General features: G+C 62.1%; 23 protein-coding genes and 1 pseudogene. 8 read left to right on the top strand and 16 right to left on the bottom strand.

The window, feature by feature from the left end; genetic code table 11:
* Nucleotides 1-4: 4 nt before the first annotated feature.
* From ABIE24_RS07840 to ABIE24_RS07825, 4 genes are all read right to left on the bottom strand, one after another.
* On the bottom strand, nucleotides 5-1,378 hold the full coding sequence (locus ABIE24_RS07840; protein ID WP_354498438.1) for an ABC transporter substrate-binding protein: 1,374 nt from the start codon (nucleotides 1,376-1,378) through the stop codon (nucleotides 5-7).
* Between the two features lie 154 nt (nucleotides 1,379-1,532).
* Entirely contained in the window at nucleotides 1,533-2,384 is an 852-nt protein-coding gene (locus ABIE24_RS07835) for a fumarylacetoacetate hydrolase family protein (RefSeq protein ID WP_354498436.1), read from the bottom strand.
* A complete protein-coding gene (locus tag ABIE24_RS07830; protein ID WP_354498434.1) occupies nucleotides 2,381-3,238 on the bottom strand; it encodes an amidohydrolase family protein in 858 nt (285 codons plus the stop codon). Before ABIE24_RS07830 ends, ABIE24_RS07835 begins: the two co-directional genes overlap by 4 nt.
* Entirely contained in the window at nucleotides 3,235-4,179 is a 945-nt protein-coding gene (locus tag ABIE24_RS07825) for an aldo/keto reductase (RefSeq protein ID WP_354498869.1), read from the bottom strand. Before ABIE24_RS07825 ends, ABIE24_RS07830 begins: the two co-directional genes overlap by 4 nt.
* A gap of 199 nt (nucleotides 4,180-4,378) precedes the next feature.
* Between ABIE24_RS07825 and ABIE24_RS07820 the strand changes: the two are divergent.
* Nucleotides 4,379-4,606: pseudogene (locus tag ABIE24_RS07820) on the top strand (ArsR/SmtB family transcription factor); the annotation flags it as partial.
* Nucleotides 4,607-4,743: 137 nt separating this feature from the next.
* Here the strand turns inward: ABIE24_RS07820 and ABIE24_RS07815 are convergent.
* Nucleotides 4,744-5,355: an ImmA/IrrE family metallo-endopeptidase gene (locus ABIE24_RS07815; RefSeq protein WP_354498432.1), complete on the bottom strand. Its 612-nt coding sequence runs from the start codon at nucleotides 5,353-5,355 to the stop codon at nucleotides 4,744-4,746.
* Between ABIE24_RS07815 and ABIE24_RS07810 the strand changes: the two genes are divergently transcribed.
* Complete coding sequence (locus tag ABIE24_RS07810; protein ID WP_354498430.1) at nucleotides 5,339-5,602, top strand: hypothetical protein; 264 nt, start codon at nucleotides 5,339-5,341, stop codon at nucleotides 5,600-5,602. The genes ABIE24_RS07815 and ABIE24_RS07810 overlap by 17 nt on opposite strands.
* Nucleotides 5,603-5,816: 214 nt before the next feature.
* On the opposite strand, the gene ABIE24_RS07805 is transcribed toward ABIE24_RS07810, so the two are convergent.
* Nucleotides 5,817-6,161: a hypothetical protein gene (locus ABIE24_RS07805; RefSeq protein WP_354498428.1), complete on the bottom strand. Its 345-nt coding sequence runs from the start codon at nucleotides 6,159-6,161 to the stop codon at nucleotides 5,817-5,819.
* A 936-nt stretch (nucleotides 6,162-7,097) separates the two neighbouring features.
* Here ABIE24_RS07805 and ABIE24_RS07800 point away from each other — a divergent pair.
* On the top strand, nucleotides 7,098-7,772 hold the full coding sequence (locus tag ABIE24_RS07800; RefSeq protein ID WP_354498427.1) for a hypothetical protein: 675 nt from the start codon (nucleotides 7,098-7,100) through the stop codon (nucleotides 7,770-7,772).
* Between the two features lie 26 nt (nucleotides 7,773-7,798).
* On the opposite strand, the gene ABIE24_RS07795 is transcribed toward ABIE24_RS07800, so the two are convergent.
* Nucleotides 7,799-8,047 (bottom strand): hypothetical protein, encoded by a 249-nt coding sequence (locus tag ABIE24_RS07795; RefSeq protein ID WP_354498425.1) that lies wholly within the window; start codon nucleotides 8,045-8,047, stop codon nucleotides 7,799-7,801.
* Between the two features lie 536 nt (nucleotides 8,048-8,583).
* Here ABIE24_RS07795 and ABIE24_RS07790 point away from each other — a divergent pair.
* Together ABIE24_RS07790 and ABIE24_RS07785 are read left to right on the top strand one after the other, a co-directional pair.
* Nucleotides 8,584-9,765, top strand: coding sequence for a phospholipase effector Tle1 domain-containing protein (locus tag ABIE24_RS07790; RefSeq protein WP_354498423.1), 1,182 nt, complete (start codon nucleotides 8,584-8,586; stop codon nucleotides 9,763-9,765).
* A 274-nt stretch (nucleotides 9,766-10,039) separates the two neighbouring features.
* On the top strand, nucleotides 10,040-10,216 hold the full coding sequence (locus ABIE24_RS07785) for a hypothetical protein (RefSeq protein WP_354498421.1): 177 nt from the start codon (nucleotides 10,040-10,042) through the stop codon (nucleotides 10,214-10,216).
* Nucleotides 10,217-10,353: 137 nt separating this feature from the next.
* Here ABIE24_RS07785 and ABIE24_RS07780 read toward each other — a convergent pair whose 3' ends face one another.
* From ABIE24_RS07780 to ABIE24_RS07770, 3 genes are all read right to left on the bottom strand, one after another.
* Nucleotides 10,354-11,037, bottom strand: a complete 684-nt coding sequence (locus ABIE24_RS07780; RefSeq protein WP_354498419.1) for a hypothetical protein — start codon at nucleotides 11,035-11,037, stop codon at nucleotides 10,354-10,356.
* Nucleotides 11,038-11,213: 176 nt separating this feature from the next.
* The gene (locus tag ABIE24_RS07775) at nucleotides 11,214-11,561 is read right to left on the bottom strand and encodes a PadR family transcriptional regulator (protein WP_354498417.1); all 348 of its coding nucleotides are present in this window, start codon (nucleotides 11,559-11,561) and stop codon (nucleotides 11,214-11,216) included.
* Between the two features lie 1,055 nt (nucleotides 11,562-12,616).
* Entirely contained in the window at nucleotides 12,617-13,288 is a 672-nt protein-coding gene (locus ABIE24_RS07770) for a hypothetical protein (RefSeq protein ID WP_354498415.1), read from the bottom strand.
* Between the two features lie 318 nt (nucleotides 13,289-13,606).
* Between ABIE24_RS07770 and ABIE24_RS07765 the strand changes: the two genes are divergently transcribed.
* On the top strand, nucleotides 13,607-14,287 hold the full coding sequence (locus ABIE24_RS07765; RefSeq protein WP_354498413.1) for a hypothetical protein: 681 nt from the start codon (nucleotides 13,607-13,609) through the stop codon (nucleotides 14,285-14,287).
* A 143-nt stretch (nucleotides 14,288-14,430) separates the two neighbouring features.
* Here ABIE24_RS07765 and ABIE24_RS07760 read toward each other — a convergent pair whose 3' ends face one another.
* Nucleotides 14,431-14,595: a hypothetical protein gene (locus ABIE24_RS07760; protein ID WP_354498412.1), complete on the bottom strand. Its 165-nt coding sequence runs from the start codon at nucleotides 14,593-14,595 to the stop codon at nucleotides 14,431-14,433.
* Between the two features lie 613 nt (nucleotides 14,596-15,208).
* Here ABIE24_RS07760 and ABIE24_RS07755 point away from each other — a divergent pair.
* Nucleotides 15,209-16,201 (top strand): SHOCT domain-containing protein, encoded by a 993-nt coding sequence (locus ABIE24_RS07755; RefSeq protein ID WP_354498410.1) that lies wholly within the window; start codon nucleotides 15,209-15,211, stop codon nucleotides 16,199-16,201.
* A 708-nt stretch (nucleotides 16,202-16,909) separates the two neighbouring features.
* Here ABIE24_RS07755 and ABIE24_RS07750 read toward each other — a convergent pair.
* Nucleotides 16,910-17,338, bottom strand: coding sequence for a hypothetical protein (locus ABIE24_RS07750; protein WP_354498408.1), 429 nt, complete (start codon nucleotides 17,336-17,338; stop codon nucleotides 16,910-16,912).
* Between the two features lie 5 nt (nucleotides 17,339-17,343).
* Nucleotides 17,344-17,649: a hypothetical protein gene (locus ABIE24_RS07745; RefSeq protein WP_354498406.1), complete on the bottom strand. Its 306-nt coding sequence runs from the start codon at nucleotides 17,647-17,649 to the stop codon at nucleotides 17,344-17,346.
* A gap of 543 nt (nucleotides 17,650-18,192) precedes the next feature.
* Here ABIE24_RS07745 and ABIE24_RS07740 point away from each other — a divergent pair.
* On the top strand, nucleotides 18,193-18,531 hold the full coding sequence (locus ABIE24_RS07740) for a hypothetical protein (protein WP_354498405.1): 339 nt from the start codon (nucleotides 18,193-18,195) through the stop codon (nucleotides 18,529-18,531).
* Between the two features lie 24 nt (nucleotides 18,532-18,555).
* Here the strand turns inward: ABIE24_RS07740 and ABIE24_RS07735 are convergent, their stop codons facing one another.
* From ABIE24_RS07735 to ABIE24_RS07725, 3 genes are all read right to left on the bottom strand, one after another.
* Nucleotides 18,556-18,930 (bottom strand): hypothetical protein, encoded by a 375-nt coding sequence (locus ABIE24_RS07735; protein ID WP_354498403.1) that lies wholly within the window; start codon nucleotides 18,928-18,930, stop codon nucleotides 18,556-18,558.
* Nucleotides 18,931-19,109: 179 nt separating this feature from the next.
* Nucleotides 19,110-19,481 carry a thioredoxin family protein gene (locus ABIE24_RS07730; RefSeq protein ID WP_354498401.1) on the bottom strand — a complete coding sequence of 124 codons (372 nt, stop codon included), beginning with the start codon at nucleotides 19,479-19,481 and terminating at the stop codon, nucleotides 19,110-19,112.
* A gap of 43 nt (nucleotides 19,482-19,524) precedes the next feature.
* Complete coding sequence (locus ABIE24_RS07725) at nucleotides 19,525-19,815, bottom strand: metal-sensitive transcriptional regulator (RefSeq protein WP_354498399.1); 291 nt, start codon at nucleotides 19,813-19,815, stop codon at nucleotides 19,525-19,527.
* Nucleotides 19,816-19,821: the final 6 nt, after the last annotated feature.

Raw genomic sequence — 19,821 nt, 5'->3', positions numbered from 1 at the left:
GTCCCTACTTGACGGTGTAGCCCTGGACCTGAGCTTCGTTCTTGACCTTGGCTTCCCAGTCGGACACCAGATCCGCGAAGGTCTTGCCGGCCGCGAGACCGGGGACAACGACGCTTGCGTACGCGGTTTCCGGGCTGAAGCTGGGGTAGCCCCAACCGTCCCACACACTGTTGGCGGCGAGGGTGACATTCTTCTCGAAGTCACCGACGAAGTATCCGCTCTCCGCCTGCGTCTTGAGCCAGGCATCCGACGCTGACGCGTAGGCTGGCAGGCCGGATGCGAGGGTCACGGCGTCGTCTGAGCTGACGGCGAACTCCATGAACTTGGCGACGGCGTCGAGGTTCTTCGAGTGGCTGGAGGCGTACCAGATTCCACCACCGACGTTTCCGGTGACCTTGTCATCGCCGTCCCAGTAGAGGGGCTCGCCTGCGCCGATGACGCCGGCGGGGACATTCAGGTTGTCCGGGTTCTGGAAGATGGCGCCGGCGTACCAGGCCGGTCCGGGGACGGCGACGAGCTTGTCGGCGTATTTCTGGACGAACTCGGCACTGAACACGCTGTCCTGGACGAGTGTTCCGTTGGCGACCATGTGGTCGAGCAGTTCGGTCATCCGCTTCGAGTAGTCATCGGAGAAGTCTGACGAGAACGTGTCGCCCTCGACCTGGAAGATCGGCGCCTTCGCACCCCAATAGTAGACGTACGTTCCGACGAACGAGTCGCCGACAGAACCGAGGATGTAACCGGGGTGTTCGGCGGCGAGCTTGTCGCTGAGTTCTTCGTACTCCTCCCACGTGGTCGGGACCTCGTAGCCGAACTCGTCGAGCAACTTCTGGTTGTACCAGAGCACGTTGGGTGCCAGGTCGTTGCGCACTCCGTAGACGGCGTCATCGACGGTGACGGGGTCGAGCGCGCCATCCGTGAAGCCGTCCAAGAACTTGTCGCTCAGGAGACCCTTGTCGAGCGGGGCAGCGAAGGCCTGGACGCCGTTGGTCTCTTTGGCCGCCCACGACGCGTCATTCTGCTGCGTGGAGAAGACGACGTCTGGCCAGCCCTCACCGGACTGGTCGAAGAGGGCGATCTTGGTCTGGAAGGTTCCGGAGCCGCCGGCATTTCCGTCGTAGGTCTCGATGTTCACATCGACGTCGGAGTTGGCTTCCTGGAAGGCCTTGGCGATCGGTTCGCGGGCCGCGTCAACCCACACCGTGATCGAGCTGTCGGCGTCCTGCTCTGCCGCGGAGAATCCGTAGTCACTGTTGACGTCTCCGCCGGTCTCGGCCGCACACCCGGCGCCGAGCAGAGCGATCGACGCTGCAACTGCGGTCAGGGCAAGGGCACGAGATGTGCGGGTGACGGAGAAACGGTGATGCTGTGCTGACATGTCGCGTCCTTACTTGTCGACTTCGTTGACGACTGCGCCGACGTTTCGGCGGCCGAAGCAATTACATCATACATGTGACCTATCCGCAATGATCGGAGAGAATCGAGCGATCGAGTCCTGTTCACCTCGCCACAGGTAACCGGCGCATTCGTGATCAGGCTTGCACGAACCGTTGCCGAGCGGTGCCGAGGCCGTCGATCTCGAGTTCAACGACATCGCCGGCCCGGAGGTAGGGGTGATCCGGCAGCCCCAGAGCGACCCCGGCGGGTGTTCCCGTGTTGATGAGATCCCCCGGGTGCAGCACCATGAACTGGCTCACGTACCAGATCACGTGTGCGACATCGAAGACCATGTTCTCCGTCGAGCCGTCCTGCCGCCTCACGCCATTGACGCTGAGACGCAGACCGAGCCGTTGCGGGTCGGCCGCGTCGTCGGCAGGCACAAGCCAGGGACCAAGCGGGTTGAACGTCTCGCAGCTCTTTCCCTTGTCCCACTGCCCGCCCCGCTCGAGCTGGAATTCGCGCTCCGAGACGTCGTGGGACACCGCGTAGCCGGCAACGTAATCGAGCGCATCGGCCGGCGATTCGAGATAACGGGCGGTGCGCCCGATGACGACGCCTAGTTCGACCTCCCAGTCGGTCTTGGTCGACGCGCGTGGAACGAGCACGTCATCGAACGGCCCGACTACGGTCGAGGGGTCCTTCATGAAGAGCACTGGCTCCCCAGGGATTGCGGCTCCGGTCTCTGCCGCGTGGTCGCGGTAGTTGAGGCCCACGCACACGATCTTGCCCGGGCGTGCGATCGGCGCACCCACACGCATCACGCTCGCGTTTGCGATTTCGGGAAGCGCATCCGCCTCCAGAGCGGCGCGGGCACGGGCGATGCCGCCGCCGGCGAGGAACGCCCCATCGATGTCTGCGGTGATTGAGCGGAGGTCGTAACTCACGCCCTCCCGCTGAATTGCGGGGATCTCGTGGCCTGCGTCGCCGAGCCGTGCAATTTTCATGATTCTCCAGAAGTGTCGATGCGGTAGAAGTGTGCGGCGGTGCCGCCCAGGATGGCGTCTCGTTCGTGAGCTGAGAGCTCGGCGAGGACCGTCTGTAAAGCGTCCCACATGCGCTCATACCCGCCCGCGAGGAGGGCGAGCGGCCAGTCGCCGCCGTACATGAGCCGGTCCGCGCCGAAAAGGTCCAGCGCGTCATACACGAAAGGTCGCAGGCCTTCGACCGTCCATGAGCCGACGGGGCCCACGCTCGAGTACAGACCCGAGAGTTTGGCGTGCATGAGCGGGTTCGCAGCGGCCACTGCGAGCAGGCGGCGCCAAACTGCGCGATCGTCAGAGGTTCCGCCGATGGGCGGCTTACCCAGGTGATCGATCACGACCCTGAGCCCCGGATGTCTCGCCTCGATGCGGGGGAGCTCCGCCAGGGCGGCAAACCCCGAAGTTGGGAAATCAAACGCCAACCCGGACTCGGCGAGCAGGGTGAGGCCGCGATCCATGTCGGGTCGCTCGAGCCAGCGCGGCTTCCGCTCGTGCACGAGCACGCGAACTCCCGCCACAACCGGTCGTGCGAGAAGCCACTCGAGCCGTGCCTCAAGGGCGGCGGGATCGTCAAGAGGTGCCCACGCGACCACGGCCCGAACGAGTGGCTCGCGAGATGCGACATCCAGCATCAGGTCGGTGTCGGCAGCGTTGTCAGCCGCCTGCACGAGTACAGTGCCGCCGACGCCCAACCGTTCGAGAGTGGGGGCGAGTTCATGGAATTCCACGGTGCGGTTGATCTCGCCGAGGCCCGAGCCCATCCAGTCGTAGCGGGCGCGGTCGATGTCCCACACGTGCTGGTGGGCGTCGATAATCACCGTGACGCTCCTTGAAGAAGGCCTGCCTCGTCGAGTTCCGCCCAGAGTTCGTCGGGGATGCGGGATTCGTAGCGGTCGACGCTGCCGTCGACCTGCTCTGCGGTTCGCGTACCCACGACGACGGAAACCACTGCGGGATGCCGCAGCGGGAACTGTACCGCTGCATCCGGCAACGTGACGCTGTGACGCGCGCAGACGTCGGCGATGAACCGCGCACGCGCGATGAGTTCACGCGGCGCTTGCTGGTAGTCGTACAACGCGTCATCAGGTACCACCGCACGGCTGAGCAGGCCCGAATTGTAGACGGCAGCGGTCACGACTCCGACTCCACGTTCGAGCGCGAGCGGCAGTAGGTCATTCGCCGCAGAATCGTCCAGCAGTGTGTATCGCCCAGCCACCATCACGACGTCTACGTCGCACTCGCGCACGAAATGCGCGAGCATCGCCGACTGGTTCATACCCGCGCCGATTTCCCGAACAACACCCTGGTCGCGCAACTCGACGAGCGCGCCGATCCCTTCGGTTGACGCCTGCTCCCAGTGAAAGTCAGGGTCGTGGAGGTATGCAATGTCGAGGTAGTCCAGCCCGAGGCGCTCGAGGCTCTCGTCCACCGATCGCAGGATTCCGTCCCGACTGAAGTCCCACTCACGCCGGTACAAAGCGGGTGTCACGAAACCGTGCTCGTCCTGCTCAGTGGCGCGCTCGGGGGTAGGGATGAGGGCACGCCCCACCTTGGTGGAAATCACGAACTCTTGACGTGGAAATTCTTTTAGCGCGGCACCGAGGCGGCGTTCGGAGAGTCCGATGCCGTAGTGGGGTGCCGTGTCGAAGTAGCGGATGCCGCGACTCCAAGCCGCACCAACGGCGGCGGTCGATGCATCGTCTGTGGTTTCGCGATTGAGATTGCCGAGCTGGGCAGCGCCGAAGCCGACCTCTGTCAGCAGTAGGCCATGGTTGAGCGATCGACTTCGGATCCTTCACTCCTCTACATTGAGTTGATATGCCAATACATATTACATCATACCTTAGCTCCCCGGTGCTCCTTAATACCTGACCAATGGATGGCTCGGTCTACTTGCGTGAAACTCGACCATGTCACAGAAGGGCGGGCCGTGACTCGCGGATTGGCGAGCGCACTACCCGACGCGACTGCGACTGATCTCGATCGTCGCCGCCTCCGAGTGTGGAGAGGCGTGCGCTTGCGATCTGACGGAGCCGGTCGGTCTGAGCCAGCCGACGGTGTCGCATCACCTCAAGGTCCTCGTCGACGCGGGCTTCCTCACCCGCACGCAACGTGGGACTTGGGCGTACTTCAAGCTCGTACCCGGCGCGCTCGACGCCGTCTCACGCCTGTTGACCAGCGCGTGAAGGGAACCGGGCCCGCCTGGGCACGCCCCGCTCTGGCCGATCTGGTCATGGCCTCCGGCGTGCAGAATGCGAGTAGCAATCCCAATAGCGCGCGAAGGGGTGACTCTGGCAGAGCTTCCTAGGCGCAGTTGATGCGATCAATACGCGGACCGCCCTGAGCGTCGCAAATTGAGGTCGGCAACGGGTGCGAGTGAAACACCCCGAAGGTCAGCACTACTGCGGGATCGGCTCACTCCGTCGCCCTGTATCCCGAACGTGACGATGCCCAGCATCAGATCCTGTACATCCTGAGCTCTGACGTCGAGCACGCGAGCGATGTCCGAGAACCCCTCCCCCTGGCTGCGCAGATCGCTCATGACCTGCGTCAGCAAACTGGAGCTTTCGGCGAGCAAATCCGAACCAGGCTCGCCGCGACGAAATCCCGCCATGGAGAGTTGCTTGGCAAGTGTGCTGTAGGTCCATTCCGAGATCACACCAAGACGGTGCGCACGAAGGTTGAGCGCCATTGCGCTCACCCGCCAGCGCCGCTTGAGCATCAGAACGTCCTCGAGCATGAGATTCCCGCGGATCGAACCGAGCACGTCAGCGCGCGGCATCAAGAACGAACTCGCGAAGTCGTTCGCCGCTTGTTCCTTTCCCTTGCCGGGCTCCACATGAGGCGAACCTCCGTGCATGACGAGGTGCCCGAGTTCGTGGGCCAGATCGAACCGTAAACGCTCGGCGGACTTGTGGATGTTGAGGAAGATCACTGGCGGCGACCAGGAGCAGGCGCGCCTTCGGGGAGTGTTGCTGCGCGAAGGGCAGCGCGTCGCGGACGAGGAAGTGCCGCGCGAAGGCGGGAACCCGTGGCGTGAACGGGTGCTGGCGCGGTCGGCCGACGGATCCAGCGTCACCTGGAGCCGGACGCGCGTGTCGGTGGGTGGTGGTGAGGGCAGCAGCGGGCTCCTGTTCGACCAGGCCGTCGAGACCGGCGCGTCGGAAGACTCACCTGCGTAGACGCCGTCTTGTGTCCGAGCGGATCCCGCTCGAAGACGGGATGTGCGCGATGCTGCCGCTTCTGGTGATCCCGCCGCGCATCCGAGGTTTGTGGCCCGCGCGGACGGACCCGACCCGCACGAGGGGGCTTTCTGATGGCGTCCAGCCCGTACGGCGTCGAGCGACGCCCGCCAACGGGCCGCGGGGCACCGTCCGGAAGAAGCTATGACTCGTCTCATCCGTAGCGCACGATGTCGCGCACAACAGCCAGAACCGAAGCTCGTCCACTTCGAAGTCGAAAGTCGCACTCATCGGAGCGCTCCCGCAGCACGGGTATTCGAGTCGTGCTCACGAAGACTGCTGTCAACGGTGAATCGAAGGTGAGGTCACGGGTGTCGGCGTCCTTGTAGTACGCGACAAAGACCAGGACGAGAACAAGCGCGACGGCGCCAGGGGCGAGGAGGAGGAGGAGGAGGAGGAGGAGGAGGAGGAGGAGGAGGAGGAGGAGGAGGAGGAGGAGGAGGAATGGGTGGTTGGCGACTGTTCCGCCGAACACAGCGCCGAAGACCGGTGCGACCATTGGACGCGAAGCCGGTGATGGCTCCGACTTTTCCGCGCTGGTTGTCTGGCAGTCTGTCTGTCTGCCTGGATCGTGCCGAATGGGTTCACCGTCTGGTTGAGGCCAGACGTTGAAGTGCACGCGACTATGTTGGCCGAACACAGGACCGGGTTCTCGAGGATCAGGGTGCACCCTCCCGCGGGTCGTCCTGCCTGGATGTAGCCCGCTGAGCCGGTGGTGGGGCGAGTGCGGCGAGGTCGCGTAAGGCTTGGTGGTACGTCGGCGAACGGTAGTACCAGCTGTGCGTGTCGACGTCCGCGACGTATCCGCTGAGGTCCAATTCCTCAGCATAGCGGTCGCGAGTGTTCTCTTCCCGGGAGTCGGTTGCCCTCACTGCCAAACTGCGGCGCGGTTCGGGGGCACCCTTGCCGACCGCTGGGCCGTCGAAGACGGTCGGACCGACGGCGACCGCTCCCCTGCACACGCTAGACCTGGGCCGGGCGCGGGTCTAGCCGTATCGGAAGGTTCTGCACCTGGGTCGCTTCCCACCGCCTAGTCAATCTGCCGCGCCTAGGCGAGGGGGCCGACTGGGCCGTTCCGTTCTGCCTCGGGCGCGCGAAAGTGCGGGATTTGTCGAAGCGTCGAGCGGTGCCCATCTCAGCGAACCCGGCTTCGTATGCCGCGGAACTGCTTCGGGGGTATCACCTCGGATAACGCAGCCCGGAGGCCGGCAAGGTTCTCCGCGATGTCGGGGCGAACGGTCGTCGTCATGCTTCATGTAACCACTTCGCTTCACGGAGCGGAACGACCCCCAGAATTTCGCGCGATGACGTATTCCCTGATGGACGACGAACGCACCAAGCGTCATGGTCAACCTATGCGCGGGCGGTCACTGCATCCCTTCGTGTTTCACGGTGGGGGCTTCCGGGTTCTGGGACAACGGGCCAGTATGCCGGAATGAGCGCTGATCAGCCGAATGAGTCCAAACCCTCCGAACCGTCCAAGCTGGCGGCGCCTCGCCGCCGGATGACGAAGGCGGAGAAGGAGACACACGCTGCTTCGATCCAGAACCTCGAGGATGAGAAGAAGCACCGTATCCGAAACACCTGGATCGGCGGTATCGCCATTGTCGTGACCGCGGCTTTCAGCCTGGCGTCGTGCGCGGAAACTCGCAATGAGATCCAGACGATGGACAGGATTGCCGCGCAGCAGCAGGCTCGTGACCGGGATCAGTTGCGGCTGCGCTGCGGCGAACAGAGTGCGGAGACAGTCGAACCCATGATCAAGATGATGCTAGCGCTGCAAGGCACAGGGCCCAGTTCCAGCTCCGTCACCGTAGCGAAGGCTGATCCTGCTCTCCTCGCCGAAATGCTCGCCGCCTCCACAAAGATGACAGCGATCTGCTCGGCAGCTGGTCTGACAAATGATAATGCAGAGGACCGATTCGGGGAGGCCATGTCGGCGATACTGACCGCCGCAGGTGAGCCGGTCGAAGATGCTCAGACTCTCGAAGAGAGGGCCGCCGCACTGGTCGAGTTGGGCGCCGCTTACAACGCGTATTTCGACGTTGACGTCACCGGCATGGACGACGTCTTCGAAACGGAAACCAGAATTGACGAAGCAGCCAAATAGACCGTTCCGTGGACAGCCAGGAAAACCTACACCGGGGCGAGTTCACCGTTCATGGCCGACAGTTCGGCGCGAGACGTTTCATCCCGTTCCGAAGCGAGCTTCGACACGGTCGTCCGGGCGTCCCAGACAGCGTCCCATTTCTCGTCCCGGTCACGCTTCGCCGTCAGGTACGCAGCGGTGACGTCAGCGAACGCTTTCTCTGACCGTTTCCACGCCTCATGCGCGTCGCCGTACTCCGCGGCGGCGGCCTCGTGGAAGGTAGGCCGGCGGATCAAGACTTGCCAAGGTCGCACTGAGCGTTCCCGCACAGCGTTCTGCCAATCGTCCTGAGGTGTGACGAGGATGAGACCACGGGTAAGCGTTCCGACATCTCGCATTTCGTCTTCGGCGATGCATGGGCGAACAGCGATGAGTGACAACCGCGACCCTAGCGTTGCCGCCGTTTCCGGCGTTTTCGCCTCGGTTGCTTCGCTCCCGGACGCTCCACGAACCAGCTCAGGAACAAGAGCACCGCATCAACGAGGACCAACCACAAAGGGGCGAGCATACCGACCCGAGATGTAGCGATTTAAGGACGCCGTCATGATGTCTTTCTTGGCGGCGTGCCAGGGCCGCGCTTCGGCGATCTGAGCTAGCGTTCGCGGGCCGGTCGGCTGTGGCATTGAGGGTTGAAGCTATCCGAACCGCGCCCGCTCCGCGTTGTTGATATACGGGCCCCAGCTGGGGCCCTAGTGGAAGACGATGTAGCGGGTGAGAATCATTGTGCGTCATTTGCATCGGCTCAGGGGCGGCCTGAGGAAGTGAGGTCAAGATGAAGCGCTTAGCCGTCTTTGTCGACGGGACCTGGAACGTGCCGGACAACAATACAAACGTATGGCGGCTCTTCAATCTCACCGCCACTGAGGACACCGATGTTCGTCAACTGTCGTATTATCACGTCGGCATAGGAACGGGCAGCCGACCGGGCGTTGGTGCCGAATCGCGACAAGCCGTCAGCTCGCGTCTTCGTGGAGCTTTCGGTGCTGGCGTCAACGCGAGTGTGCGTGCCTGCTACGAGTGGTTGGTCCGTCACCACGTTGAGGGAGATTCCGTCTATATTTTCGGCTTCTCTCGCGGAGCATTCATCGCAAGATCTCTCGTGGGTCTTATCGAACGGTGCGGTTTGCTTCTTCCCGGTACCCCAATTTCGGTCGAGGAGGTGTTCGAGAGATACAGGGTTGAGTCTCCAAACGGGCCTGTGGTGAAGAATCCTTACGCTGCTCGTTTGGAATGGCCAATCACGACTGACCCCCGATTACAGCGGTTCTCGCACAGAGTTCAAGTCGAGATGCTCGGAGTATGGGACGCAGTTCGGTACCACGACGTCCCATTTGGGACGGTTCGAGGCCTCAGCCGTGAGCAAAACCTGTTCCACGTCGTTCATCCCTCGACCGCGACCGCGAAGCGGATGTTCCACGCGCTCGCCGTCGATGAACACCGGTATGCGTACAGGCCGAATATCTTGCGGGTATCGGAGCCAGAGTCAACACAGCCCTTCGCCACCTTCGAACAGCGATGGTTCCCCGGAGCGCACTCGAATATTGGAGGCGGGTATGAAAATGACACGGCCGCCTTGCTGTCTCTGTCCTGGATGCAAGACAATGCCGCCAAAGCCGGGCTTCAGTTCAAACACAACGTGGCGCTACGAGCTGACGACCACACGGCTCCAATCGCGGATAGCTTCAGCTCCTTCTTGGGCGGGACCTACAGCTTCACCCGCGCCGGTCGTCGCTATTCTCGACCGATCGGCACGGATGTGCGCCCAAGCTGGGAAGCCACCCCAGATGGTGCCAGCAACCAGTCGATCGATGCAAGTGTTTTCGACCGGTGGCGCGAGATTGAGTCATATCGGCCGCTCAATGTGGCCCGTTGGGCGCACACTCACGGAGTAGATCCCGCCCGTTTAACGGACACATGTATCGCCGCTGCGCCTGCCCAGGTCATCGATACCTGAACCCGCTTCACACGACGTCATCCGACGCAAGCCGGTTCACGCTGAGCACAATTGATAGCAACCAAGGATTAAACTCCGCCGATGTCGTACCTGATCTTTCGGCCCGATAGCTTCCCGTAGAAGGTTCCCGGTGAGGGTCCGCTAAGCGACCCAGGGACGAGACCGAGAACGTGGGGAGACGGCGATCGCCGACCTAGCGCAAAACAAAGAATGACTATCCCAGTGGGGCGATAGGTGCCACGATAACTCCATGTCGATAGGTCGAGGGTGGAAGATGATTGCGTGGGCGACGCTTGGTTTGCTCTCGCTGGTGGCCGCGATCATCGCGCTGATTATCAGCGACGACGCGTTCGGGCGAGTCGCCCTTCCGATCTTTTTCGTGGCAATGGTTGGTCTCTGCTCCTCGCGAGTCGTCAGCTTGATTCGCGCTTCCAAGAAGGTCGCTGACTAGACACCAATTCCTATGCTGGCTTCGACGCGCTGGAACGCTGAGCGACCGATCGCCGCAAACGTCGTCAAAGCGACTAGGGCCTTCCCGCTGAGGGTCCGGCATGCGACGGCGACAACACCACGCCTAAGCGCCGGGACTCAGGTCCGAAGGGAAAGGCGCTTGCGGCGCACGTGGGCAATCGTCAGCCCGAGGACCGTGATCAAGAGGGCGCTTGTCACCCAGGCAACCGGGCCCAGGTCGACGAGTAGTACGAAAGCGCCTGGTGCGAGGACTCCGCCGATCGCAATGCCGGCGAGCCCTAGCATTGCCAAGAACTGCGTCAGGATGCGTCGGCTGGGCAGAGCTCCGAGAACAGCGAAGCCGGCGAACAGCGCCACCGTGTACCAGCTGGGTCCTTGCCACCTGAACAAGGCACCAAGGACGCCGACTGCGATCGCTGAGAGGCCGCTGGACAGCGCGAGGAAGCGTGAGACCCGGGTCCACGGGGTCATCGATGTGGCGAACGCGGATCCCATCAGGAGTGCGGGGACGACCAGCGCATTCGAGAACGGCCAGATCGCGCCGGCGATATTCGCGTTGGGCGCCCAGGCAACGTAGGACAAATACAGCGCCGTGAACGCTGTTCCCAGACCCAAGATGGATACCGATCGACCATTTCGTCGTCCCGGCGTGAGCAGTCGTTCCCGCACCCCACCGACGATGATGCTCGCTCGATCGGCAAGGCTCGGTCGCGTGAAGTTTCGTTCCTCGGCTTGATCGAGCAGGACGCCGATGACAGCTTCGCTGTTGCGTTCGCGCCATTCCGCTGGATACCAGCGCATCAGCTGCTCATACGCCCGGCCGAGCTGGCCCAGGTCGGTGTTGTGACCGGGCGCAGTCTGCGCGGAACCTTCCCAAGGCGCTGCTGAGTCACGTGCACTGCTGCTGTTGCGACCGGCTTCGGACGGGCTCGGTATTGGCGTTGAGTAGGACGGCGGAAGGTTTATGTCTTCTGGTCTCATGCCATCGCTCCTCTTGTCAGACCGGGCCGGAGCCGAAGTCGTTCCCGCGCTTGCCTTGCGCTCAATTCCATTCGGGAGACCTCCTGCTGGAGGCGGTCGGCGCCGAGATCGGTTAGCCGGAAGTATCGCCGAAGCCGACCATCTACTCGCTCGTCGCCGTCGGCCGCGATGAGGCCCTCCCGTTCGAGCCGGTCCAATGCGGCGTAGAGCGTAGTTGCCTTCAGGTTCACTCGACCTTGCGAGAGTGCCTGCGTTTCACTGATGAGCGCATATCCATGACGTCGCTCGAACGCCAGGGCCGTCAGCACCCAGAAGGTCGGCTCTCTCATCTCCGTGTCTGCCATAACTGCAACATAGTGCAACCAATGGAGTATGGGAAGAGCAACCACGACTTGGGTATGTGCCTGCGACGGCGTCGCTGTTCGCCCCGCTGAGGGTCCGCTAACGGCGAAGGCAAGAATCTGGCTCTGTTGGAAGATAGCAGGCCCCCGGGAAGAAGGGGCTGCTTTCTGCTTAGCAGCCACCGGATCTAACGCTTAGCGATGTGTAGCTTGACAGCGATGTTCTGTCCGAGCTTGAAAACAAACCCCGACACCCGACGACTCGCGACTACCACGGCTAGGCCCAGTAACGCAACCAGCCACGGAAGCGAGGTGTCTTCCGGGACAGTCACGTTACTGCCCGCAACGACCAAGTAAAGAATGATGGCCGTTCGAGATGTGTATACGAAGGCGACCATTGCAGCAGTCGCGACGATCCATCCTCGAGCGTGACGCATCGAGACGGGGGACCTTCCGGGCGGCTTCCCGCTATTGCTTATAGTCATCGGTCTCTCCTTTGAGATCGGTGGCTGCCGTCCGGCACCCGGTCCGGCACGCCGTTTAGGGACTCAAGATGTTTCCTTTCGTAACACTACTTGTAGTAGTTACATCGCTGTAGTTCCACAAGATGTTGTGGTTCACGATACCCGAGCGTTTACTCGCGGTCAAGCGAAATCTAGCGCAATTTCACTGTTTTCGGCTGGTATGCGGCCGTCATCGGCCGGACTAACCATTCGAGACGAACGGCAATGGGCGGAGGTGTCCCAAAAGAAGGACGCGACAGCGCGGAGAGGGGGCTGCGTGTCGCCCGGAGGGCAGAATCATCGCAGACGACGATCCTTCCGGGCATTCCTCGCCGTAGATCCGGGCGGTCCTGCTGCTCAGGCCGATGAGGAGCACCAGCTCATTCAGTTCACAATGGGGTCAGCTTCGCACCATGGCTTCGGCTTCGCTGGGCGACGTGGTGGCTTCCTGGGCAAGGATGTGTGCGGAATGGCGAGCCGCAGCTGCGTGAATAGAACGCATCCCCGCATGGGCGTCAGCGACCCAGCGTGACCTCCATCAAGACAGGCGTTGCGCTAACGGCGCAGATCGGACTCCGCTGGAACGTCAAGATCCATCATCTCCACACCAATCATTCCTCGCACCACCATCTCTAGCTGGTGGGCGCGCACCACGTAGGTGCGCGCTGCGCCCTTCGTGGGGACCGCTTCTCCATGTGCGACTTGGTTTCTTAATTCCAGAAGGCTGATTGCCGACTCGTAGAAGGCCTCGCTAACGGCTTGACTACGTCGCAGTTGCTCAATAATCAACCTTGGGTTACGTGTAGGGCGTCCTCGGCCGGCCTTGAGACGACCGAAATCTTCCAGCGACTTCATCAGCGTTTGCCATGACATGATGATTGCCCCCGAGGGGTCACGTGTCGGATCAGGCTTGTGCGGGTCCGGGTCAGGACCATCTTGGTCTTCTGATGAATTCCATCCCGCACCTGGTACGGAGTCCTTCGGCTCGTCCGTGGCGGGCTCCGAGTGATCCACAATCGGCTCTGACTCAAGAACTTCGTCAACGTTCTCCTCCGCAACTTCGAGGAGTTCACTGAACTCGAGTTCTCCTCCAAATCCCATTGCTGCCTTTACCCGCCCGATCAGCCTGCGAATCGGCTTCAGTAGTAGAAGAACGACAACCAGCACGACAATTGGCCACGACAAGACGTCTCCGATAACGGACGCCGCGAACTCTTTCCATCCCATCTGCTCAGCATCGCAGGTCGGGGGGGCAGCTACGAAACACTCACGGCGGTGCCGATGTGCCGACCGACCAGCGTAGCGCGCCTGATCGCTGCTCGCCGGTAGCCGATCGTCCCGTACGAGGTCAGGGAGTGACGACGAAGGTCAGGGAGTGACGACACGAACGCCGTCCCTGGATAGCTGCTAGAGGCGGAGGCACTTGCGAACCCCACCGCAGTGTCGATCCCGAGGCCAGTCATGAGTCGACGCTGGGGGCTCGACCTGAAAAGCGACTGCCGGTAGTTTACGGGGCATAATTCCGTGCGCTTTAGGGGTGAAAGAATGGACGTCCAGACACGGCGCGAGGTGCGACTCGGGCTCCTTTCGCTCTTTCTCTCCGCATTGCTGTGGTCGATCGCCCTTTTTCCACGCGGGCCGGGCGACCTTGCAGATCCGGGCTCGTGCTGTCGAGCGGAGTTCTCGGCCGGGCTTCAGGTGGCTTGGATCGTCCTCGTGGTGGGCGATGTGTTGCTGCTGTACGGCTTTTTCGGTCTCTACCGTTTGCTGGCTTCGCGGTCCGAGAGCGTCATTCCGCTCGTCGCGTTTGTCGTCAGCCTTGCAGCGGGCGCGTTCTTCCTCGCGCTGAGCATGTTCTTCGCCGTCAGCGGCCCTGCGATCGCCACCCTGGTCACGCAGGGCGAGGCTGGGGCGATAGCCGTTGTGGAAGCGAATTTCACGAGTCCAGTTGGACTGGCATGGACGGCTACCCGCGGGCTGTTCTGGATTCTGGGCCCGGTGCTGTTTGCTGTGGCAATGTGGCGTGACGGGGGGCTGCCGCGGTGGACGGGTCCGGCGCTGGCCGTCGCCTTCCTGTTGCTCATCCCCGTCACCTATGTCACAGAGCTGCTCGGCGCTGCCTTGTTCCTCGTCACCGCGGGCGTGATCGCATGGTCTGGGTGGCGCGCTTCCGAGAGCCGAACCCGCGGGCGCGCGGCGGCCGATCGTCCGCCGATCGACGCGTAGGCGACGACGAGAATTCCCGCTTAGCGTTTCCCTTGCACCCAGTTAGGGGCAGTTTGTTCCCTGCCGACGAACCACAAATACGATTGGGCAATGCATCCAACGGCACAAGTGCTCCGAAGTCGAAGCGTTTGTGTCGTCTGCCACTACACAACCTTCAGTGAGCAGCAGTGAAGCGGAAAGTGCTCCTTGCTGCGCTGCTCGGTGGACTTCTCCCAGGCCTTGTCGGATGCGCTGGGTCGACGGGCGGTGACGCGGCCCTCGACGGGCCGGATTCGGAGGTTCAGGCGGACGATTGGGTTGTTGTCCATTACGACCATGAATCGTGGGATGCGTCGCTCGACGTCTTAGACGTTCTTCTCGAGACAGAACTGGCGCAGATGAAGCTCTCGCAGCGGCCAACCTGGGCTGGATTGATGGAAACGAAGTCGGTGAGCAGTCGTACGACATCTACTTCATCGGCTACGACCACGTTGAGATGTGGGCAACCCTCGAACCAATTTTTGCTGCGGCGCCGCTGAGGTGGACCCGTGTGGAGTTGCGGAACAGCCTTGAAGGTAAGGCTGCCGTCGAACTGAGCCCATAACCGCTCTGGTGCCCAGACCCCTGCTGGCGAGCGCTTCTCAACGTGGTCGGGCGTCCCGTTGAGCGTCGCTTCTCCGAGACTCGAGAAGCGTAGACGTCTTCGTGACCTATCGTTTCTGAGTGACGTTGAGGTCTGAGCTTCGTTCGAACTCTCGGTCACCTCGGCATGATGCCCCTGGAGGGTCGAGTGAGGACACCCAGAGTGGGGTGTGTGCCGGGGATGACTCCACCCGATAGGTTCCAGATAGCAAGGGAGTGCGAATTTTCTCCTTTTGACAAAACCCGGTTCTGGAATTGAGCTAGGTCCACTGGGTCCCAGCGTGAAAAGGAACAGGGACGATGCCAAAAACCAAAGAAGCGCAAGCAGCCTTTCGCGTTGATAGCCCAGTTACAGAGGTATTCCCTCACGTGGAGACCGCGCTTGTGGAAGCAGGATTCAAACGCGTTACCGCCGATGCCGCTCGCCAAAAGGTCAACGGGGAGTGGAAGCCTTTATTTGGGACCCTCTGGGGAGAGTTGTCGGTAGCTCTGCATCCCCTGGGCACCACTACCTCCGTGATGGTGACTTCACGTGCGGCCATTGACAACATCCACGCGGCAACTCGAGACCCCAATCAGCGCCTCTTCGAACTCTTCCGCGAGAAGATGTCGGCAAAGGTCCGTATCGTACGCTCGGATGCAGAACGCGAACGGGACAAAGTCCAGACCGCCGCGCTACACGCCGACGAACACTTCTGGGACGGCACCAACTTTGTCGGGGCGAAACCTTCAGCAGCGGCTCTTGGGGTCGTCAGGGAGATGGCACCCGATGAGTCGCCATGGCTGTTCCTGACATCGGTCGGAGCCGGCGCTCTAGCCGCTTTTGGCAATTACCTGGTGATAGTGAAGACCGGCGTTGTGGTGTCTTTTATGGCTGGGTCCCTCGGGCGAGGGCGGACAACGATGTTCGCATACCCCGACATCACGGCGATCGAATACAACGGTCAACTCATGTCCGGGGTGTTGGAGATCTTGACGCCGAGCTACCAAGGCACCGCAAACAAGGACTTCTGGAGAGGAACGACTCAGAGCCGAAACGCGAATAGCGACGACCCATACACTCTCTCCAACACCCTGCCCCTGAGCCCGTCCGAGTACAAGCAGGCCTTGCCGCGTTTGAACGAACTTCGAGGACGGATCGTACGTTCGAAGTCACCGGGGGGCAACGATCTTGGTCGCGGAAACATCTCTGTCGCCGATGAGATTCGCAAACTCAAGGAACTCCTAGACCAAGGGATCGTTGATCAAAGCGAATTCGATGAAGGAAAAAAGAAGCTGCTATCGAACTTGTGATGACCAGCCGGTGCCCATCGCGCGCAACCCGTCGTGATTCAGTTCCCGCTCAGGGTCCGGGTAGGGGGCCGTCGAGGGATGGCCCGCTTTGTGCGACCCCTGGCCATCGAGTAGACGGTTCCCGTACAGTCGGGGCAACGTCAGCGCCGCCCCGCGACTTCGATCGGAGATTCTCTTGGCCGTTGTGTTGGGCGTACTCTTCGTTGCCGCCGGGCTGGCTGCCTCTACCCGTTCGGGAATTCTGGAGACCCGAGCCGCAGGCACGCGAGAGATCCCTCTGTGGACCAACAGTCGCGGGTATCGACGACCACCGGCAAGCATTCTTCTGATCCTCGCGGCAGTTCTTCTTGTCGGGATCGGCGCTATCTTCTTCGTTCCAATCTGGGGAGGAGCCGCAGCTTTGTTGATGAGTTTGCCTCTCCTGCCTCCAGTCGTGGTCGTCGCGATTCACAACCGATCCGCGCAAGCCCACCCCTAGCGAGCCTGGGCGGAGGGGCGGTTCCATAGGCTTGCCCGGCGACCGTCGGGCTACGCGAGCTGCGGTGCGCCAAGCGAGAGCATCGTTGACGCCGCCGTGCTGGTCGCAGTTACCGCAGCAGTCGCCGGAGCCTGATGGTTGGGTGGTTGCCCTTGCCCAGCCATTCGAACGCGGAATGCGAAAGTGCCGTGCTGCGTGCGATGGCCGCCAAGCTCTGAGCGCCCTGCTCATCAAGGCTGCGGGCTGCGGGGCTCTTCCGCCGTTCCACCGAATTCTTCCCATTCGACGTTCCCGATAGTGCCGCCGAGCAGACAGGACGACCACGAGTCGCCATCGGGATACATGTCGTCAGCGGGGATCGGATTGGGATCGTGTTCAGGGATGACGACCCACCACATCCCATCCGGACGGTGCTCCACCTGGTCGAGGTCCAGAGTCCGCACCATCGGCAAGTCACCGAACGGGCTTCTCGAAATGGTCCGTGCCGCGCACAGAGCGAGCGCGTCGAAATTCTCGATGGGGTCGGACGGAGCGCGTGGCGCAACGGACGGCGTTGCCGTCGCGGTCACCGTGGCGCTGGGGCCCGGCACCTCGGCGGTGCAACCCGCCAGAATGAGCGTCGCAGCAAGCACGGCAACGATCGATCGACGTGGCGCCATGCTTTTCAATTCCCTGTCGGGCAGACCGGAGGCTGCGGGTATGAGGCGTTGAACGGCTCGATCGCGCTGAGGTCAGAGAGGTCGTCGACAGGTCTCGAGCCCGAGCAATATCCGCCGGCGATCCAGGTGACATCCTCAATCGTTCCCTCGAGTGCGCAGCGCCCCCACGATTCGGTCCCCAGCCCGGGGTAGTCCGCAGCCACCGGCGACGTGTCGGTTCGTTTGAACAACACATACCAGCCGAAGGAATCGGTGCGTTCGAAGGTCGCGTCGGCGAAAGGGGTGAAGATAGTGGAGTAGCTCCCATCCATTGGGGGGCTATAGATTCGCGCTGCGCAGAGCGCGTAAGCGTCGAGCGCGTCGATTCGTGATTCGGGGCCTCGGACTTCAGGCGATGCGGTCGCTGTAACAGTCACCGTCCGTCCGGGAACCGCCGTCACCGTACAGCCGCTGAGGAACAGCGCCACAGCGCCGAGCGCCACCCCCTCGATGAACCGCACTGATCTCCCCCTGAGTTGCACACATCCTATACAGGGAGGAGGCCGGGCAGCGGCCTTCCCGAACGGGTATGCGACAGCCAATGCTCCCTCAGCGTCCAGGGTAGAGATCCACTCTTCATCGCATAACGAGTCGCTTGTCGGCTCGCCGTCGTACCGTTGCCGTTGAGGGTTCCCGTGAAGCCGTTCTCATATGAAGTTTTTCAGGCACAAGCCTGGCCGCTCAGCGCTCCTGCAACGCCCAAGAAGTGGGGGCACGGTGAAGAGCCGATTGATCGCTCGACGCTGCCATACTCCGAGAAAGCCGTCGCGCCGCCGGAGCAGCGTCGACTCTTTCACCGCACATGAATGGACCCCATGACTACCCAGACGCGACTTCCCATGCCGATGAACTTCGATCAGCCGAGTATCCGAACAGCCGGCGGTGAAGGAGTTGTCAGCGGACTTGCAGTCGGTGGGTTCATCACCGCGTTCTTTGTGCCGTTCGTCGGGTTTTGGTTGTCCGTGTTCTCGTTCGCAGACATCCGGAACGGGAACCGTTCAGGTATGGCTATCGCCACTTGGGGGACAGTGTTCAGCATTCTGGGTGTCCTGACGCAACTCGCACTGGCGTTCATCTTCGTGAATTCCGGTATTGCCAGCCTCAACGAATTTGCGACGACGTTCTCCGAACCGGCCAGCGTTCCCGTGCCGTAGATGCGCTTGCCGTTCCACAGCCGGCTACAACTGGCCTCCCAGGTAGAAGAACCTGTCGTACGGCAGCGGGGCAAGAGCGAGCAGCGCCACCAGCGCGACGAGGAGCCATCTTTTGCTCCGAGCGAGCACAATCATGCACAGCCCCATCAGGCCGACGATGGCTAGCGTGAGGAGAGGTGCGCCCGGAAACAACCACGCGTTAGTTCCGCCAAGACGGCAGATCGCGGGTAGGTCCTCGCTGAGCATGCTGTTGGTCCAGATGTTCGGACATTGCCCAAGCGCAGAGAGCCCGCCCCAGACGGTCAGCGGTAGGAAGATCGCGAAGGCCGCGATGATCACGGCGACCCCGAGAATGGGAAGAAGAGGGGTGACCTGCCTCCCGTGCGTGGACGCACTCATGCACTCGACCATACTGCTGGCTCAGCGCTGATTGGTGGTTTCGCTTCAGCCCTTCTCCCAGAGCCGCCGCGTGCGAACCATGCTCGAAATGCGCGATCTGCTTGATATTTCCCCGGTCCACGTCAAGGACCGCTCCGCGCGGAATGTAGCGATCAAGGTCCGTCACGCACATGACTGCCTCACTTCGAGGGAGCGTCACTCTCTGCGATTGACTTGCGAACGTCGTCCATGTCGAGGCCTTTCACCGCGGCGATGACTTGGTCGAGCTGGGGGGGTGCGAGCGCGCCCGGTTGGGAGAACACGAGGATCTGGTCTCGGAAGACCATGAGGGTCGGGATCGACGTGATTCCGGCGGCTGCGGACAGGGCCCGCTCAGCTTCGGTGTCGACCTTGCCGAAGACGATGTCGGTGTGCGCTTCGGATGCGGCCTCGTAGGTCGGTGCGAATGCCCGACAGGGTCCGCACCAGGCGGCCCAGAAGTCGACGAAGAGGATGTCGCTGTCTTCGACGGCGGAGTTGAACGAGCTGGTTGTCAGGTCGACGGTGGCCATGGTTTTCCTTTCAGAGAGGTGCCGTTCGGTTTCAAGCAAGCGCTCACGCGAGGGTGAGGAAGAGTTTCTCCAGCTCGTCGACGGTGAGCTGGTTGGTTGTGTCCGCCGGGGAGCCGATGCAGTCCTTCATTGCCGAGGAGACGATGGTGAAGCCGGCGCGATCGAGTGCCTTCGAGACGGCGGCCAGCTGGGTGACCACGTCGCGACATTCGGCACCGGATTCGACGGCGGTGATCACCGACGCGAGCTGGCCCTGGGCGCGACGCAGGCGGTTGAGGATTCTTTTCTGGCTATCCACTGCGGGTTCGATCGGGGCTTCGGTTGGTGTTGGCATGTGTGC

The sequence above is a fragment of the Mycetocola sp. 2940 genome (assembly GCF_040548835.1).
Classification (GTDB): Bacteria; Actinomycetota; Actinomycetes; order Actinomycetales; family Microbacteriaceae; genus Mycetocola_A.
The sequence above is the reverse complement of the archived record's forward strand: the minus strand, read 5'-3'. Positions and strand labels throughout refer to the sequence as shown.